At 64.3% G+C, this 15,977-nt stretch carries 18 protein-coding genes and 1 pseudogene; 8 read left to right on the top strand and 11 right to left on the bottom strand.

Annotated elements, in window-relative coordinates; all coding sequences use genetic code 11:
* The first annotated feature begins 378 nt into the window (after window positions 1-378).
* From PYV02_RS15070 to PYV02_RS15055, 4 genes are all read left to right on the top strand, one after another.
* Complete coding sequence (locus PYV02_RS15070) at window positions 379-810, top strand: hypothetical protein (protein WP_275759895.1); 432 nt, start codon at window positions 379-381, stop codon at window positions 808-810.
* Between the two features lie 58 nt (window positions 811-868).
* Entirely contained in the window at window positions 869-1,333 is a 465-nt protein-coding gene (locus PYV02_RS15065; RefSeq protein WP_275759894.1) for a hypothetical protein, read from the top strand.
* Window positions 1,330-2,349: a DUF6545 domain-containing protein gene (locus tag PYV02_RS15060; protein WP_275759893.1), complete on the top strand. Its 1,020-nt coding sequence runs from the start codon at window positions 1,330-1,332 to the stop codon at window positions 2,347-2,349. The genes PYV02_RS15065 and PYV02_RS15060 overlap by 4 nt, the downstream gene beginning before the upstream one ends.
* 119 nt (window positions 2,350-2,468) lie before the next feature.
* On the top strand, window positions 2,469-3,497 hold the full coding sequence (locus PYV02_RS15055) for an alpha/beta hydrolase (protein WP_275759891.1): 1,029 nt from the start codon (window positions 2,469-2,471) through the stop codon (window positions 3,495-3,497).
* Here the strand turns inward: PYV02_RS15055 and PYV02_RS15050 are convergent.
* The 10 genes and pseudogenes from PYV02_RS15050 to PYV02_RS15005 form a co-directional block, all read right to left on the bottom strand.
* Window positions 3,460-3,561: pseudogene (locus PYV02_RS15050) on the bottom strand (transposase); the annotation flags it as partial. The gene PYV02_RS15055 and the pseudogene PYV02_RS15050 sit on opposite strands and share 38 nt — an antisense overlap.
* 22 nt (window positions 3,562-3,583) lie before the next feature.
* Window positions 3,584-3,934, bottom strand: a complete 351-nt coding sequence (locus PYV02_RS15045) for a hypothetical protein (RefSeq protein WP_275759889.1) — start codon at window positions 3,932-3,934, stop codon at window positions 3,584-3,586.
* 77 nt (window positions 3,935-4,011) lie between these two features.
* Entirely contained in the window at window positions 4,012-4,734 is a 723-nt protein-coding gene (locus PYV02_RS15040; RefSeq protein WP_275759888.1) for a cytochrome c biogenesis CcdA family protein, read from the bottom strand.
* A 24-nt stretch (window positions 4,735-4,758) separates the two neighbouring features.
* Complete coding sequence (locus PYV02_RS15035; RefSeq protein WP_275759887.1) at window positions 4,759-5,418, bottom strand: DUF3105 domain-containing protein; 660 nt, start codon at window positions 5,416-5,418, stop codon at window positions 4,759-4,761.
* A 298-nt stretch (window positions 5,419-5,716) separates the two neighbouring features.
* Window positions 5,717-6,664 carry a c-type cytochrome biogenesis protein CcsB gene (ccsB, locus tag PYV02_RS15030; protein ID WP_275759886.1) on the bottom strand — a complete coding sequence of 316 codons (948 nt, stop codon included), beginning with the start codon at window positions 6,662-6,664 and terminating at the stop codon, window positions 5,717-5,719.
* Window positions 6,661-8,316, bottom strand: coding sequence for a cytochrome c biogenesis protein ResB (gene resB / locus PYV02_RS15025; RefSeq protein ID WP_275759885.1), 1,656 nt, complete (start codon window positions 8,314-8,316; stop codon window positions 6,661-6,663). The genes ccsB and resB overlap by 4 nt, the downstream gene beginning before the upstream one ends.
* Window positions 8,313-9,194, bottom strand: coding sequence for a prolipoprotein diacylglyceryl transferase (gene lgt, locus PYV02_RS15020; protein ID WP_275759884.1), 882 nt, complete (start codon window positions 9,192-9,194; stop codon window positions 8,313-8,315). Before lgt ends, resB begins: the two co-directional genes overlap by 4 nt.
* Complete coding sequence (locus PYV02_RS15015) at window positions 9,191-9,670, bottom strand: TlpA family protein disulfide reductase (protein ID WP_275759883.1); 480 nt, start codon at window positions 9,668-9,670, stop codon at window positions 9,191-9,193. The genes lgt and PYV02_RS15015 overlap by 4 nt, the downstream gene beginning before the upstream one ends.
* Before the next feature lie 143 nt (window positions 9,671-9,813).
* Window positions 9,814-10,605 (bottom strand): M23 family metallopeptidase, encoded by a 792-nt coding sequence (locus tag PYV02_RS15010; protein ID WP_275759882.1) that lies wholly within the window; start codon window positions 10,603-10,605, stop codon window positions 9,814-9,816.
* Window positions 10,606-10,879: 274 nt separating this feature from the next.
* Entirely contained in the window at window positions 10,880-11,302 is a 423-nt protein-coding gene (locus PYV02_RS15005) for a hypothetical protein (protein ID WP_275759880.1), read from the bottom strand.
* A gap of 142 nt (window positions 11,303-11,444) precedes the next feature.
* Between PYV02_RS15005 and PYV02_RS15000 the strand changes: the two genes are divergently transcribed.
* Entirely contained in the window at window positions 11,445-12,566 is a 1,122-nt protein-coding gene (locus PYV02_RS15000; protein ID WP_275759879.1) for an acetate/propionate family kinase, read from the top strand.
* A gap of 340 nt (window positions 12,567-12,906) precedes the next feature.
* On the opposite strand, the gene PYV02_RS14995 is transcribed toward PYV02_RS15000, so the two are convergent.
* Window positions 12,907-13,245 carry an ATP/GTP-binding protein gene (locus tag PYV02_RS14995; RefSeq protein WP_275759878.1) on the bottom strand — a complete coding sequence of 113 codons (339 nt, stop codon included), beginning with the start codon at window positions 13,243-13,245 and terminating at the stop codon, window positions 12,907-12,909.
* A 480-nt stretch (window positions 13,246-13,725) separates the two neighbouring features.
* On the opposite strand from PYV02_RS14995, the gene PYV02_RS14990 reads away from it, so the two are divergent.
* From PYV02_RS14990 to PYV02_RS14985, 3 genes are all read left to right on the top strand, one after another.
* Window positions 13,726-14,181 (top strand): DUF6153 family protein, encoded by a 456-nt coding sequence (locus tag PYV02_RS14990; protein ID WP_275759877.1) that lies wholly within the window; start codon window positions 13,726-13,728, stop codon window positions 14,179-14,181.
* Between the two features lie 355 nt (window positions 14,182-14,536).
* Window positions 14,537-15,181 (top strand): M23 family metallopeptidase, encoded by a 645-nt coding sequence (locus PYV02_RS15430; protein WP_420833645.1) that lies wholly within the window; start codon window positions 14,537-14,539, stop codon window positions 15,179-15,181.
* A gap of 95 nt (window positions 15,182-15,276) precedes the next feature.
* Window positions 15,277-15,915 carry a hypothetical protein gene (locus PYV02_RS14985; RefSeq protein WP_275759875.1) on the top strand — a complete coding sequence of 213 codons (639 nt, stop codon included), beginning with the start codon at window positions 15,277-15,279 and terminating at the stop codon, window positions 15,913-15,915.
* The last annotated feature ends 62 nt before the right edge of the window (window positions 15,916-15,977 follow it).

Genomic DNA, 15,977 nt, shown 5'->3' with positions numbered 1-15,977 from the left:
CGAGGAGGTGGCGATCCCGGAACTGACCGCGGCATAATCAACTCAGCTAGATCTCGCACGGTGTCCAGAAACTCCACCACTCAGCGGGACGTCACCGACGATGCGGCACACGGGAACACCACCAGCCAGTACGCGACCCCAGGCCATGTCCTGGCGGCTGCGGGATGGCGTTGTGCTCATGGATTCGTCTCCTCTCGCTGACCGGGCCGCGCGTTGAGCATGCTCAAACCGTTCCGAGTCCCGTTCTAACATCGGATGCTGAGCATGCGCAACAGTTGATTTGTGCATGCTCAAACGGTAGGTTTGGGCATGCACAAGCGCCCTTGGGTGGACTGCGCCCATGCCTTGGCCCTGGCGTAGGGAAGGGGGTCAGCGAGGATGAACGAAGACGAAAGTCAGGCTGCGGCTGACGACCTCGCCAAGCGCCTGCGCCTCCTGATGGATGTCGCCGTCGCTGAGTCTGGCTCCGAGCCGACCTACACGCAGATCGCGGACTACTTGAGACGACGTGGCATCAGCCTGTCGCGGTCACGATGGACGTACATGGTCAACGGCCACCGATACGTTCAAGACCCCGCCATCTTCGAGGGGCTCGCTGCCTTCTTCGATGTCGATGCTGCCTTTCTCTCGGGTGAGAGCGGCGCGGCTACTCCCGAGAAGGTCTCCGCTCAGCTCGACCTCGTGCGTTCGATGCGCGCGGCGAAGGTGAAGTCCTACGCCGCCCGCACTCTCGGCGACATCTCGCCGAGAGCACTTCAAGCCATCAGCACGTTCCTAGATGAGGAGTTGACGCGCACACCTGAGCCCTGACGGGCTTCGCGCGCCGCAGAGCAGAGATCAGTACATGCTCGGCCGAAAGGAGGCAACCGTGAACACCGAGGAGACCGTTTCGGCGGCCGTCGCCGAACTTCGGCTCGGCAGCAGGTTCACGCTTGAGCACCTTCTCCAGGCCGTTCAAGAGAGGCGCCATCGCAGACTCCGTGTCGTAGAACTCGCCGACCTCGACACCCGCGACGGCATCTGTGCGCTCTGGTTGGTCACCGACACCGAAGACTTCGTGCTCCACGCACGCAGCGACTCCACGCTGCACCGCCAGCAGTTCGTCCTTCACGAGTTCGCCCACATGATCCTTGGTCACACGGAGGGCGATGACTGCACGGCCGGGGATGTCTTGCTGCCCAACATCCCTCCCCACACGCGCGGACGCCTGCTCAAGCGGCAGGACATTGACAGTGAGACGGAGATCGCTGCCGAGTCCCTCGCTGATCGGCTGGCTGCCGGCATCCGAGGATCGGTGTTTGCCGAGTCGCGCTATTCGGAGATTTTCGGTTGATCCAGACGCTCGTCGCGACGCTCATGTGGGCGCTCGTGGCGAGCCTGCTCATCTTCCGCCGCAAACGGGCGGATCGAAGCATCACCTACGCCTCCGTCACGATCGCCGTCGCGATGACCCTGAACGTCGACGCTATCTACCTCGCCACCGATCCGCTTCTTGGTGGAACGAATGTCACCACCCTCGTTGCGGATGGGCTGCTGATGACCGGGATCTTCTTCCTCGGTCGCGGCGTCATGAAGGCCGACGAGTACCGACCCAGGTTCGTGCGGGCCGCCGTGGGCATCCCGGTGCTCGTCATCTCGCTTCTCGCGATCACTACGACATTCATGTTCATCGACCGAGGCGCAACCACGACTCGATTCATGATCGACTTCGGCGCGCAACCCGCGGCAGCGACCTACTCGATCATCAACTTCAGCTACTTCTTCCTCGTCATCACGACGATGATGATCCTCGCCGCGCGGCAGTACCTGCGTAGCTCCGGCATCCAGCGACTCCCCGCAGGGCTGCTGAGCCTGGGATCGGCGCTCGGCGGCGCACTGTGCCTGGCAGTGCTGACGATGGACGTCGCACACGTCACCGGCCAACTCGATCTCATGCGTGCCGTCCAGCCAGCCTACGAACCGCTCTCTTTGCTCGCGTTCCTATTCCTATGCGCGGGCTTCGCCGTGCAGCCAGCCGTCCGTCGCGCCCAGCACGACATGCGCCGGAAGCGCACCGCCGGCCTCGCGGCACAGTTGGAGCCTCTGTGGAAGCGGGCGGCCCTCGTGCGGCCTGGGCTGAGCCAAGCAGACCCGCTCGCTGCGGGCGCGGATGACCTGGAGAGCCGTCTACACCGAGAGATCGTCGAGATCCGCGACGCGATGATCGACCCGCGCGTTACCTTCGACGTCAGCGCAACCGAGCGCGCACTGCTGGATCGCGCCGAGAGCCACCTCCTCGGACTTGACACGAGGGCGACACAGACCACCGCTTCGCCAGTGAGCCAGGTCGACGACGGGGACAGCGCGTGATGCGTCGGGTCGCACTAGGTGCCGGGCTCATTGCGGCTGCCGGGTTGGGGGTCGGCTGGGTGATCGCGCGGCGGCTGACAGCCCCCAGCACGCGAAGATACGACCTGACCGTCCGCAAGGTGGAACACGACGGTGACGGCTGTCTCATCGTGCTCGACCGAACCCAGCAGACCACCGCCAAAGGCATTTACAACCTCTGGTTCGAGAGCGGAGGTTGGGCGCAACTCTCTGCGGACGTGCTCGACCGTGGACCGACCCTGATCGCGCGACAGGTGACGAGCACTGCACCGGAACTCACTCTCAGGGCTGGCGATCGCGTCTCGTGGAGCGGCATCTACTACGCGACCCCCCGCGACGCCGGCCTCCACGCACACGACATCACCATCGACACTCCCGCGGGGCCTGCCCCCGCCTGGCGCATCGACGGCGACAGCGCCAGTTCGACGTGGGCGATCCACATACATGGCCTCGGCAGTCTCCGCGCCGGAACACTTCGCGGTGTGCTCGCCGCAACCGAGCGCGGCTATACCTCGCTCGTCATCACCTACCGGGCCGACGGCGAAGGCCCGAGAGTCGGCAACGACCGCTCAACGCTCGGCTTCACCGAGACCGACGACGCCGAGGCCGCCATCGAGTACGCGATGCGGCACGGAGCCCGACAGGTCGTGCTCTTCGGATGGTCGATGGGTGCCGCCATCGCGCTGCAACTCGCTCACCACTCGCCACATCGCCGCAGCATCGCAGGTCTGGTACTCGACTCACCCGTGCTCGACTGGACCGAAGTCATCAAAGCGAACTGCACCCGCAGCGGACTCCCCGCAGCCGCGGGCAGCCTCGCGATCCCGTGGCTGACGATCCGCCCCCTGGCTCGCATGGTCTGCCTGCCCGAGCGCATCCCGCTCCGATCCTTTGACTGGACGTCCCGCGCCGAGGAACTCACCACTCCCGCGCTCATCCTCCACGGCATCCACGACGACTCCGTACCGATACGGCACTCACAAGCACTTCGAGATTCTCGGCCCGGCCTTGTTTCGCTAGAGGTCTTCGAAGCAGGACACACGCTCTCGTGGAACTCCGACCCCGACCGATGGCAGAGCGCGGTGATCGCCTTCCTCGCGCCCGCACCGCACGCCGATACCGCGCGTTGAGGGATTCGATCGTGTTTGTGGAGCAGATCACCTTGCGGATCTCGAGGTCGTAGTCCAGGAACGGTGTCTACCACGCAGCTACGCGACTACAGCCCGCGGCGGGCAGCGTCGAGGCGTTCCACTTCTGCCGGGGCGCAGTCCTTCACGGCGTCCCGGGTGACCAGGAGGAGGGATGAGGCGGTCGCGGTCTCATCGTCGATGGGAAACCGGCCGACCGGGTACCGTGCCGAGAACGCGAAGATGAGGTCGACATCCGACTCGATGATGCCCAGGTTAGGCGTGGCTTCGAGGCATTGTGCGCCGATATCGTGGAGGGCGTTGTGGATCACCTGAACGTCGGCGGTCGGAGCAGTGCTGGTGGGACCGTAGGCGGTGGCGCCGACCCACATGTCCTCGGACGTGGGTGCGGGGCTGGACACCATGACTGCCAGGATCACGGCGAAGGCTATCGGCGGGACGGTGATCGCAACGATCAGCGGCCAGTGGGGGCGTCTGTGCTGGGGCGCGGCGTTCCTCATATTGGCAGTACCGTCCCGCCGATGAGCGACTGTAGTGAGTACAGGATGGTTGTCCAGACGCCAGTGACCATAAGTCCCCCGATCGCGATCATGGTCACCCCGCCGACAATGTTTATTGCCCGGATGTGGCGGCGCAGGAACGCTACCGTGGTTGTCGCCCAGCCCAGCCCGGCGGCGAGCAGGAGGAAGGGCAGGCCGAGGCCGACGCTGTAGACAGCGGTGAGGAGTGCACCGCGGAGGGCGGTGCCGGTGCCGATGCTGAGGGCGGAGATCGCGGCGAGCGTCGGGCCGAGGCACGGGGTCCAGCCGAGGCCGAACACGATGCCCAGCAACGGGGCGCCGGCGAGTCCGGTTCGTGGAGTGATCGAGAGTTTCGCGGTGCGTTGGAAGAGCCGGAACATACCGATGAACACCAGGCCCATGATGATGACCACCACGCCGAGGATCCGGGTCAGGAGATCCTGCCAGCGGATGAGCCAGCTGCCGAGGGTACCGAAGGCGGCTCCATAGGCAACGAACACCAGAGCGAAGCCGAGGATGAACAGGCCGACGCCGATCACCGGGCGCCATCGTGAGGTGGTCGCCGATGAGCCGGTGACGTAGCCGAGATATCCAGGGACGAGGGGAAGCACACACGGCGACGCGAAAGACACCAACCCAGCGAGCAACGCCAGCGGGATCGCGAGCCAGAGCTGGCCGCTCCCGATCACCTCACTCATTGCATCCCGCTATGCGCATCGAGGTCATCCGTCGACTCCGCCAGTGCACGATGCACCAGGTTCTGGAGCGTTCTCACCGTTCCAGTACTCTTCGAAGAAGGTCGCAATTCGCGAGTCATCGGCGCTCTCGACCGCCAGCTGGACATTCCACCCGCTGAGCACGATGGGCGCGGGAAGCCCATCGTACGGAGAGAGGATCACCTGGGTCCTCGGAAACTTTGACCGAAGCGCATCCAGCTGACTTGCAGCCAGCGAAGGGTCGTAGGTGACCCAGATCGCGCCATGCTCGAGCGAATGAACGGCGTTCTCGTTGGGGACGGCCTGGGTGTAGATGCCGCAGTTTAGCCAGACCGGACTGTGGCTCCCGCCCGCAGGCGGCGTCTGGGCGTAGGCAACCGGCGTCTCAACATGGGCAGAGGTATTGTCGACCTTCTCCACCCCTTCGATCGCCGCTCCGGAGCCTCCGGCGGTGTAGCTCGGTGGCTTTGGGATAAGGATCACCGACAGGACGATCGCCGCCGCGATGGCGACCACCGCGACCGGAATCGAGATCGCGGCGATTCGACGGTTACGCTGGCTCCGCTTCTGCTGCAGATGAAACTTCGCAAGCTTCTCCTCGCGCTTGGCCGCCCGACGCTGCTTGATCGTGAGGTTTGTGCTCCGCGACGCTGTGGTGGGCTTCATCGGACCTGCTTTGATGGGCGCTTCCGGCCCGCCAGGATGGCGCCGGCCACCAGAAGCAGGGCGCCGGTTGGGTACCCGGCCACGAGATCGAGCCAGCCGGGGGGCTGCCCTGGTCCGAAGGCTTCGATGTGGGCCAGCCAATGAGTGGCTGCGACGACCGCACCCACGATCATGAAGACCTGTCCGAGACGCACCAGTCGGCGATGGATCCTCCAACTGCGTTCGAAGTCGTTGGGACTGCTTTCAGTAGTTTTCTTGGCAGCCAATTGGTTCTTCCTTTCTTGATGAGATCGTGTGCTCACAGGCCGGAGTAGGAGTGCAGACCGGTGAAGAAGACGTTCACGACTCCGAAGTTGAACAGCACTGCCGCGAAGCCGACTACCGACAACCAGGCGGCGCGGTTGCCGTGCCATCCGCGGGTGGCTTTCGCGTGGATGTAGGCGGCGTAGATCACCCAGATGACGAAGGTCCATACCTCCTTGACGTCCCAGCCCCAGTAACGGCCCCAGGCTCGTCCTGCCCAAATTGCGCCGGCCATCAGAGTGAATGTCCAGAGCGCGAATCCGATGATGGTCAGCCGGTAGGCGAGCCTGTCGAGCTGTTCGGTCCCCGGGATCGCGTCGAGCAGCCGCGCAGGACGACCGGTGGCGGCGTTTCGCTTCTCGTGGCGGGCTTTGACGAGCTGGGTGACGCTCAGCACTGCCGCGATTCCGAAGAATGACGTCGCTAAGAGTGCGACCAGCACGTGGATGACGAGCCACGCGGACTGCAGTGCTGGTGGCAGCGGGATGACCGGCACGTAGAACGCCACGGTCGCGACCCCGAGGAGGAGCACGACGAGTCCGACGACGACGGGGCCGAGGACGACGATGCGGGTTCGGCGGGACACCAGGAGAAACACTGCGATGATGAGCGCGGTGCCCGTGATGGAGAACTCGAACATGTTGGCCCAGGGCACCCGCGCGGCCGCGATACCGCGGATCACGACTGCGGCGAGGTGCAGGACCCCGGCCAGTGCGGTGAGGGCGTAGCCAATGCGGGATGCTCGACTGGGCCGCTCAGCTGTTTCCGTGCGGCTTTCGCCGACTTGTCGGCCGTCAGGGGGGCCTCCGACGGTCACCAGGTGTCTGGTCGGTTTCGTGGTCTGCGATGCGAGATCCGCGACGTAGCTGACGAAGGCAGCGACGTAGACGATGATCGCCGAGTAGACCAACAGGAGAGAGATCGGGTCGAGGGTGGCGGTCATGTGGGCTCCTTCGTTGTGGGCGGCAGGCGGTTGGCGATTCGGTGGGCGAGGTTCTCGACCGAGGGGAGCAGCTGGGGATCATCGCCGCGAGCGAGCCCGCCGTATTCCAGACGTACTGTGCCTCCCCATTGCGTCGCCCGAACCCAGACCCGTCGCCGGGGAACGAAGAGGGACAGGCCCAGGCCGACGAGGGCGGTGATCGCTGCGATCAGGACCGGGACTTGAGTCGGGTCGTGGGCGATGTCGAACGACGCGAATCGAGGGATGTCCTCGAGTTGGACGGTTCCGAGGCCGCCCGGCAACTCGACCTCCGCGTCGGGAGTGAGTTCGAGAGCAGCCACACCCGAGTCGCCGCCAGCGACTTCGGTCATGCCGGAGGTGTCGAGTTTGTAGACCGACTTGGGGTTCCCCGCGTCCAATCCCAGATTACCGACGTAGACGTTCAGGGTGAGCACCGGCAGGACGAGGTCGGGGTAACTCGAGTACGACGCGCCTGACGATGTCGTGGCTCGGGTCGGGTAGAAGAATCCGATCATGCCCACTTGCCCGGTAAGTCCGTCGGGAACCTTCACGACACCGAGACTGGTGAGGTTGGAATCCTGCGGCAGGAATGGCACCGTGTCGCTGAAGACGACCTTTCCACTTGGGTCGCGGACAGTGATGCGCGGCGCGTACCCGTTCCCCAACAGGTATATCTCCGACCCGTCCACCGTCAGCGGGCTGTTCACTTCGATTCTGGCGTTCGTGGGGGAGTCGGCCCCTTGGCGATTGACTGAGACGTCGGCGGTGAACGAACTGGCAAGACCGAGCGCGTTGACGTTGTCGGTGACGTAGCTGACCGTGAAACGGTCGAGAGTCAGGGAGAACGGCGGGAGGGAGCTGTCGGTGATGAAGCGCCCGGCGTTGAAGCTGTCGAACGCCAACCGCGAGTTGACGAAGGTCTGCCCCTCCACGAGAACGCGCTGGCCGGTGTACTTGAAACCACCACCGACCGCGACGGTAATCAATACACCTAACAGCGCGAGGTGGAAGATCAGATTGCCTGTCTCGCGCAGGTACCCGCGTTCAGCCGCGAGACTGACGACTTGTCCCTCTGCTTCGTCGACTCGCAGGACGCGGTAGCGCAAGCTGCGGAGCTCGCGTTCGGCCCCATCGACCGCCTGGATCAGGGTGACGTCATCGAGGATGTCCTGCCGGTGAGCGGGGAGGCGCGAGAGATTCTTCGGAGTGGAAGGGGGTGCCGCGAGCATCGCCTTGACGTGGTGCCGAATGCGGGGCACGACGCATCCGATCAACGACAGGAACAGGAGGAGATAGATAGCGGAGAACCACACCGAGGAATAGACGTCGAAAGCCTGGAGCCTGTCGAGCAGTTCGGCGGCGGCTGGGTCTCGTGCGAAGTATTGAATAACCCCGTTGGGGTCGGCGCTGCGCTGAGGGACCAACGAGCCAGGAATGGCGGCGAGGGCTAGCAGCAGCAGCAATAGCAGCGCCGTGCGCATGGAGGTGAGTTGCCGCCACGCCCAGCGGGCCCATCCGGCTGGCCCCAGCTGCGGCGTGCGGATGATCTCTTCGGACTGGTCGACGTGATCGGCCGGGCGGTCCGGTCGGACGGTTCCACTCGCCAGGCGCGCGTCCTGGATGCGGGTCATGACTCCTCCGCAGCGGGCTCGCCGCTGGGCGCGTGTGTACGTCGTCGTTCGAGTCGTCGAGCGTTGACAAGCAGGAAGATGCCGGCCATCGCGGATACGAGTGCTGTGAGGAGATTGATCTTGACTCCCGCTATCAGGAGTTCGGTCGGGTCCAGGCGGAACGACTCGAACCATGCGCGGCCAACGCCATACCACAGCAGATAGAGGCCAAGGCTGAAACCAGTGCCCAGGTGAGGACGGCGGTCGAGGTGGGCGGTGCGTTCGGCCAACAAGATGGTGGCCGCGCCCGCCAGGTTCCAGACAAGCTCGTAGAGGAACAGGGGGTGGAACAGAGTGTCGTCGGGCAGGCCGGCGGGGAACGCCGGGCTGGTCGAGTCGATCTGCAGGCCCCACGGGAGTGTCGTCGGGGATCCGTAGAGCTCCTGGTTGAAGTAGTTGCCGATGCGACCGATCGCTTGAGCGATCAGCATTCCGGGGGCCAGCGCGTCGAGGAAGACCAGGAAGGGGATCTTGGTTCGGCGCGCGCCGATCCACACGCCGACGAGACCGAACACGACGGCGCCGAAGATCGCAATGCCTCCCTCCCACACGTAGAGGACCTTGAGCAGATCAGCTCCCGGATAGAAGTAATCCCCCGGGTGAGTGACGACGTGGTAGAGGCGCGCACCGACGATTCCGAACGGGACCGCCCACAGCGCGATGTCGATCGCTTCGCCACCCTGATAGCCTCCGGCGCGAATCCGGCGGCCGGTGAGAAGCACCGCAAGGACGATGCCGGCGAGAATGAAAACGGCGTAGAAGTGGAGCCGAAACGGGCCGAGGTCGATGTAGCTGATATCCGGACTCGGAATCGACACGGGTATCTGCGGAAAGGTCATCCTTCTTCTCCCACCACGTCTTCGATGAGGGTCTCCAGCACCGATCGATCGGGGATCTTGCCGATGATGCGTGACGCCACGCGCCCCTCGCGGTCGAGGACGATGGTTGTCGGTACGGCGTTCGGAGCGATCTGCCCCGCGAACGCGAGCTGAACCTCTCCGCTGCCGGTGTCGAGGATCGAGGGGTAGGTGATCCCGAACGTGTCGGCGAAGGCAAGCGCCGTGGTGGCTTCGTCGCGCACATCGACCCCGATGAACACCACACCGTCGGGAAGGAACTGCTGATGCAGCGACTCCAGATCGGGCGCTTCTGCCCGGCATGGCGGGCACGCGGCGTACCAGAAGTTGACTACGACAACCGACCCGAGCCAATCGTCGGAGCTCGCCGTGCCGCCGGTGTCGAGTTCTCCCGCGAAAGAGATTCGGGATCCTCTCTCAGCCCAGGGGATCTCGGTAATGGTCTCGGTGCCCGTCACGTAGTCACCTCCGCCGATATTTGTGAGGGTGGTGGACTCGGGTGTGCAGCCGCTCAGACCTACGGCGAGCGCAACAGCGGCCAAGAGGAAGAGCCCCGCCCGTGCCCGCCGAGCACCGGTAGCCAGCGGGAGAGAACGCCGCGTCACGATCCGACCTTCTCTTTCAACCAGGCGTAGGGATCGATGGCGTCCGTTCCGTTGAGCCGGACCTCGAAGTGCAGATGTGCGCCTGTGCTGAGCCCGGTGCTGCCGACGAGTCCAACCGTCTGGGCAACCGTCACCCGATCCCCCACGTTGAGGGTTCGTGAGCCCGAGAGCATGTGCGCGTACAGACTGCTGACCTTCTGCCCGTCGATGACGTGGTCGATGACGACGTACACGCCGTAGGAATTGCCTCCGTCGCTGGCTTCGGAGACGACGCCGTCGGCGATCGCCTGTACCGGGGTCCCGACGCCGGGGTTCATGTCCAGGCCGCTGTGGAATCCGGGCCACGGATCAGTCCGGTACCCGAACCAGCTACTGATCGGCACCCCGACGACGAAGGGCCACTGGATCGACGAGGTGGGATCGTTGGCAAAGGTGTCTGCAGTTGTCGAATACGGCCGAAGCCCTCCCGGGACCGTTCGCATCACCAAGTAGGTGTCGCGGTTCACCGCCGTGTCTGGAACATCTGCAGCAACCATCAGCGTTTGGGGTGGCCCGTCCGGGCGCGTTGTAGGCGCCGACTGGTCCACCGTGCTGAGTGCATAGGCCGGGAGCCCCAGGGGGACGACCAGAAGGGCGGCGCAGACCGCAGCCGCAACGATCTTCAGGTCGAAGGTCAGGATGCGGCGAACAACACGAATCCCTAGCCGAGGTTGTCGCCTGGTCGCTCTGGGTCGGTGAAGATCGCGGCGACGAGGGTTGGCGCCGCTATGGAAGTCGGAATAACTCAAGATTCACTCTCTCGGACGCGGACGCCCGCGGGACAAGGGACGGAAGATCCGTCAAAGGGGAAGCGGCCTACCCGCGGCCGGGTACTGGGGGCGCGGGTACCGTTGCGCAACTGATGCAGGGTCGCCGATACCGGCGAGGTTCGGCATGGGCCGCCGAGGACGGAACGAGGCGAGCGCGCTCGGAGAAGTCGCAGTCGCTCAATCAGCCAGGCATCGACCGATGCACGTCACCGTGGACACCACGGGACCTGTCTCTGGACAGGACAGCGACGAATCAGGTCCGACTGATCGAGAGAACGTGAAGGGAGGGCGGCGCTGGCGGCGCAAGCGCAGCCGCCTTGGCGGCGAGGGTGACCAGAACTTGGCGGAGGAAAGTCCGGCGAGTCATGATCAGGTCGGTGGCGAGGAGCACCACCGTGACCAGCAAGACCAGCATGCACGCCACGGCGACTACCTCATTCGGCGCACACATCCCGCCGCACTGTTCGCCGCTCAGCAGGGCCACACCGCGATCCGGGACGGGAGTCATGACTTTCTCAGCGGACTGCACACTTTGTGCGGCGGCAACCTTGCCGGAACCGCCTATGTTGTCGCTGGCGCCATGATTCATGGCAAGAAGACAGATGAGGAGTGCAGCAACGCCGAGCACACCGATCGCCAGCCGCCGCCAGACGCGGGGGTGTGTGGGCGTAGTCATGCTCGCCATCCACACCTCCCTGAACTCCAGTCGATCTACCAGAGTCTAGTCGGGCCTCGCGACCAGGGTCAGCCCCGCGGGTACTGCGTATCCAATAGAATCCGACGACTATGGCACCGACACAGGTTTCCGCGTGCCGAACATGACCACTGCCCTCGTCATCAACGCCGGCTCATCGTCCATCAAGTGGAAGATCATCGACGGGAGCTCTAGCACCGAAGTCCGTGGCGGGATCGTGGAGCGCCTCGGCCAGTCCAGCGATGGCGGGCTCGATCACAAGGATGCAATGCGCTCGATCGTCGCCGGGCTCGAGGACGAGAACTTGTCGGTCATCGGCCACCGTGTGGTGCATGGCGGCACCCGGTTCACGGAGGCAACCCTGGTCACTGAAGAGGTCGAGGAGCAGATCGGCGAGCTCTCTGCCCTCGCACCGCTGCATAACCCGGTCAATCTCGCCGGAATCCGTGCCACCCGCTCCGCGTTTCCCTCCATCTCCCACGTCGCGGTCTTCGACACCGCCTTCCATCAGAGCCTCGCCCCAGCCGCGTCCACCTACGCGCTTCCCGCGAGGCTCGCCGAGCGCCACGGCATCCGCCGGTACGGCTTCCACGGCATCTCCTACCAGCACGTCTCCGCGCGCACCGCGGAGTTGCTGGGGCGCCCACTCTCCGAGCTCCGACTGATCCTGTTCCACTTGGGCAACGGGGCCTCAGCGTGTGCGATGTCCGCCGGCCGCTCTGTGGAGACCTCGATGGGGATGACGCCGCTCGAGGGCCTCGTAATGGGCAGCCGTACCGGCGACCTCGACCCTGGCGTGATCTTGCAGCTCGGCCGCGCCGGGCTCTCCTGGGACGAGCTGGATACGATCCTCACCCGTGAGAGCGGCCTACTGGGGCTCGCCGGCACCGGGGACATGCGCGAGATTCAGTCCGCTGCGGCTGCGGGTGACGCCGAAGCCGCACTGGCGCTCGACGTCTACTATCACCGTCTGCGCCATTATCTCGGGGCGTACCTCGCCCAACTCGGGGGCGCCGACGCGATCGTCTTTACCGCCGCAGTTGGGGAGAACTCTCCTGCGACACGCGCCGCGACGCTCGCCGGCCTCGAGGATCTCGGCATCCTGATCGACAGGGGGCTACACCAGGCGACCGGGAACCGGGCGCGGGTGGTCTCCCGTGCCGACTCGCGTGTCGCGGTACTCGTCGTTCCCACCGACGAGGAACTCGAGATCGCGCGGCAATCCTTGGAAGTCGTCGGGCGCTAAACCGTCCAGGGAAGTGATGGCTTGACGAACAGGGTGGCGCACCTGCTCTCCAGACAGTCATCTACGCATTCGCAAGAACAACCAAACTTCGACCGCTGGCAATGCGCGCGAATCGCACGAGCGATCTCCTCCACAGGCGGCACCTCGGCTGGCGCAGCTACAGCCGATCCAGGATGTACGCGACTCGATCGGCCGGGCTGAGGACTGGCACTTTCACAACCGGGATCGGGAGGTCCTGGTATACCTCGGTGAGAAGGGCATGGATGCGCAGCTGCGCGTCGGCGTCCTCGGTACGGGCGTAGTCCGCGGCGAGGGGGAGCAGATCGAGGATGAAAGTCTTTCAATAGGAGACATGCCGGAGCGCGTCGAGTAGCTGCCCGTCGGGCTCGATGTCGAGGAATCTGTAGTACGCCAGCGAGTCTGGGATGGCGCGATCGAGGAAGATGGTCTCGTCGGGATCCAGGCTCGCTTCCTGCTCCAGCTGCATGGCAAGCACTCCGTGCTGGAACTCGAGTCGGCGCGCCCGTACTTCCTCGACGGTCTTCCCCTCGACACGTTTGAGATCCAGGTAGTGCCGGGCGTGTTCGATCGTGGTCGTGTAGCCAAGGCCGCGCAGCATATCGACGGTCGTCGTCTTGCCCGAACTAGGACCTCCGGTGATGACGTACCAATTGGTCATGGATCGGTCCTCTCCGGGGCGGTCGGCGGAACATCTGCGGCCCTGTATCTGCCCAGCATACCCCTGTGGGGTATATGCTGGCTTCAGCTGGCGGTGTTGATGGCCGGCATAGTAGGAGGAGTGTCACGTGATCGTGATCGTTGTTGTGGCTGCGGTAGTGCTGACGGCTCTGCTGGCCTGGTACTTCTTCGCGCCCCGCGCCCCGCGCGCTTGGAGGCTCGCGGGGCAAAGAAGTACCAGCCCAGGAGACCCGTCAGCAATGCAGCACCCACAACAACAGTCACTTCCACGGTATTACTCCTTCTGCTGGACCGGCGACCGCGCGGCCAGCGCAAGGTTGAGTATACCCCCCAGTGGTATAAGTGGTGTGTCTGGATCGCTCTGAACATCAACGGGCTCAAGCACGGCCCGATTCGCGCGCGTCCCATTGTCGGTGTTCTGGCAGCCTTCAGTCCACTCGAATCAACTAACCTTCTCCTGATGTCAATCGGTCAGATGCACGCGAAAGCCATGAGTGGCCGAACTCTGCCATCCCGTTGGAGGCGCGCCCTTCTCGCCCTTCTGACCGTCCCTGCTGTCCTCGTGGGACTACTGGCGATGCACTTCCTGGTCAATGACCCTTCGATTGCGGGCGATGCTCGCGCGATCAGCAGCTCAACTGGCGACACATCGGAGGCGATGTGGCCGGAGTCGACGTCGGCGACTCCGGCAGGCGACGCTGGTGAGTGCGAGGAGTGCGCGCCTGCTCACAACACGATTGCGTTGTCCTGCATACTCGCGCTACTTGTCGCGCTCTTGATTCTCATGGTGCGCGTGGTCGTCGACTCGAAGGGCAAGGTCGTCAGCGAAGCGCTGGAGGTCCTCAGGCGCAGTCTCGCGATTTTCCAGCCCACTTCTCGTCCCGATCTTCACAGACTCTCGGTCAGCCGAACCTAATACCGGACCCTGAACGGCCACGGCAGGGCGTCCGTGATGATGTGCCTGAAGGCCGCTTGTTTGGCGTGCCGCGGCACCGAAGCCGCCCATCCCCCGTTTTATCCCGGCTAGTCACGCTGATGATGCGTGGCGACCTGCGAGTGAGTTTGGATTCAAGTTGCACAGTCAGCACCCCCAAGAATGGCCATACGGCGTGGCCCCTCTGCCCACACGACGGCAAGCCCTAAACGGCGAGTCTCGTACTCGGCCACGCCGACTTCTGAGAGGCCGCATCGTCCGCGGGCCGAAGGTTGGCGGGCGCAGTTCGGCGCTCCGCGAGGGACTTCGTACGGGAAGCGCTGTTGTTCTCGTGACGATGCTGGCTGGGACGTATATCCTGCCCGCCTATGCCGTCGATCGGTCCGAGCCGGGGCCGTTCACCATCCCATCCAAGGCGGGTGTGGTACAGACCCTGGTCGTTCCCACCTCTGAGAGCGCGGCTGTCCCGATGAGCCGCGATTCCTTCACCATAGTCAAGGCCGCAGATGACCTGCGGCCGTACGAATTCACGTCCGCCACGTTCGTCAATAACCCGAACTCTGCGATCCAATGGCCGTTTACGGTGGGGGTCCCTATCACCAGCTGGTACGGATTCCGGCCAGAGCCATGTGCTGGTTGTGGATCTTGGCACGCCGGTATTGACATGGCCCCGGGCGAGGGCACCCCAATTCAATCGATTGCCGACGGGGTCGTTGTCGACATGGGATCCGGCGGTAGCTCTGGGGTCTTCGTGACGATCGAGCATCGTGTGGACGGTCAGATCGTTCGGAGTTGGTATAAGCACATGCTCGATGGGTCGGTGCCTCTGACCCTCGGGGAATCAGTTCGGGTTGGCCAGACTGTTGGACAAGTTGGCCAGACCGGGTTGTCAACTGGGCCGCACCTGCATTTCGAGATTCTCCTCGACGGCACTACTACGACAGACCCATACGCGTGGCTCAAGTCGAAGGTTAGCGTATGAACCCGGATGAGTTGGCCTCACCAGAGTTCCGGCGAGTGAGCGAGTCTCGAGTCAGGCGGCGACGTCCTGCGTTGCTTCGCAGGTCGCGTCGGTTGATGGCCGCGGCGACAGGAGCGTTTGTCGCAGCCTCGCTTCTGCTTCCTGGTTCGGCCGCTTTCGCCGTGGAGTATCCCACCTGGGATGAAGTCAGCGCCGCTCGCGACGATGTGTCCAATGCGGAGTCGATGATTCGCCAAATCGAATCCCAGCTAGCAGCACTCGAGGCGGAGGCAGCTCGAACCCAGGCCGAGGCGGAGATCAAGGGCGCTGTTTGGAAGGACGCCGAACTGAAGTTCCAGGCAGCCGCCGCGAAGACACGGACCCTGCAGCAACAGGCGGACACCGCTTCCGCGACCGCAGAGATCTCCGCGCAGCGTGCCGGACAGATGGCAGCACAGATCGCTCGGGCGAGCGGCGACGGATTCGCCGTTGGACTGTGGACCTCCAGCGAACCAGAGGAACTGCTCGACGCCCTGGGGATTGCGGGCAGACTCACCCAGCAGTCACAGGCCGCTTATGAAAGGGCTATTCTCGACCGGAATACCGCGCAGGCGCTCACCGATCAGGCTGAAGTCGCGAGCGCCGAACTCGAGTTGCTGAAACTCACGGCAGAGGAGGCGTTCGCGCAGGCGCAGACCGCTGCAAACTCCGCTCAACTTGGGAGCCTGACCCGCTTTTCCGGACACCTGAGTTGAGGCGATGATCGTCTCAGAGAGGAGTCCGTGAGATGCCTGCTGCCCACCCGCCGGAGTTCCGG

It is taken from the genome of Antiquaquibacter metalliresistens, assembly GCF_029211225.1.
Lineage (GTDB): Bacteria > Actinomycetota > Actinomycetes > Actinomycetales > Microbacteriaceae > Rhodoglobus > Rhodoglobus metalliresistens.
The sequence above is the reverse complement of the archived record's forward strand: the minus strand, read 5'-3'. Positions and strand labels throughout refer to the sequence as shown.

Bases quoted from the DNA above. Each gene is read 5' to 3' on its own strand.
- PYV02_RS15070 (WP_275759895.1), top strand. From the start codon at position 379: ATGAACGAAGACGAAAGTCAGGCTGCGGCTGACGACCTCGCCAAGCGC.
- PYV02_RS15040 (WP_275759888.1), bottom strand. From the start codon at position 4,734: ATGAGTGAGGTGATCGGGAGCGGCCAGCTCTGGCTCGCGATCCCGCTG.
- PYV02_RS15035 (WP_275759887.1), bottom strand. From the start codon at position 5,418: ATGAAGCCCACCACAGCGTCGCGGAGCACAAACCTCACGATCAAGCAG.
- ccsB (WP_275759886.1), bottom strand. From the start codon at position 6,664: ATGACCGCCACCCTCGACCCGATCTCTCTCCTGTTGGTCTACTCGGCG.
- resB (WP_275759885.1), bottom strand. From the start codon at position 8,316: ATGACCCGCATCCAGGACGCGCGCCTGGCGAGTGGAACCGTCCGACCG.
- lgt (WP_275759884.1), bottom strand. From the start codon at position 9,194: ATGACCTTTCCGCAGATACCCGTGTCGATTCCGAGTCCGGATATCAGC.
- PYV02_RS15005 (WP_275759880.1), bottom strand. From the start codon at position 11,302: ATGACTACGCCCACACACCCCCGCGTCTGGCGGCGGCTGGCGATCGGT.
- PYV02_RS15000 (WP_275759879.1), top strand. From the start codon at position 11,445: ATGACCACTGCCCTCGTCATCAACGCCGGCTCATCGTCCATCAAGTGG.
- PYV02_RS14995 (WP_275759878.1), bottom strand. From the start codon at position 13,245: ATGACCAATTGGTACGTCATCACCGGAGGTCCTAGTTCGGGCAAGACG.
- PYV02_RS14990 (WP_275759877.1), top strand. From the start codon at position 13,726: ATGTCAATCGGTCAGATGCACGCGAAAGCCATGAGTGGCCGAACTCTG.
- PYV02_RS15430 (WP_420833645.1), top strand. From the start codon at position 14,537: ATGCTGGCTGGGACGTATATCCTGCCCGCCTATGCCGTCGATCGGTCC.
- PYV02_RS14985 (WP_275759875.1), top strand. From the start codon at position 15,277: ATGGCCGCGGCGACAGGAGCGTTTGTCGCAGCCTCGCTTCTGCTTCCT.